The 265-nt window shown below is 38.5% G+C and carries 1 protein-coding gene; it reads left to right on the top strand.

All coding sequences use genetic code 11. The annotated features are described in order from the left end of the window. Positions 1 to 84 precede the first annotated feature (84 nt). Positions 85 to 265, top strand: a 181-nt coding sequence (locus tag SB756_RS31000; RefSeq protein WP_410913360.1) for a hypothetical protein, incomplete at its 3' end; no start/stop codon positions are given.

Genomic DNA, 265 nt, shown 5'->3' with positions numbered 1-265 from the left:
AAATCTCGTCATGAAGGCTGTTCATTCAATGGGCGATGTCACAAAGGATTTAATTTTTAAAGGCGTTACAATGTGGTAAAAAAGATGAAAAAAAAAGTCATTGATGCAGTCCATGCATGTGTGAATACACAAGAGCCTTTGACAGTGACAATTCAACCGTACGAAGTCAAAAAACATCAGGATGTGAATCAACATCATGTTCTCATCATGCTCAAGCCTGAATTAACCAACATCAATCAGGGGGTTCAGCTGGATCGAATACTAG

The organism is Pseudomonas sp. SIMBA_068, from assembly GCF_046534705.1.
GTDB classification, from domain to species: domain Bacteria; phylum Pseudomonadota; class Gammaproteobacteria; order Pseudomonadales; family Pseudomonadaceae; genus Aquipseudomonas; species Aquipseudomonas putida.
Note: the sequence above shows the minus strand (reverse complement) of the source record. Positions and strands in the feature narration are given on the sequence as shown.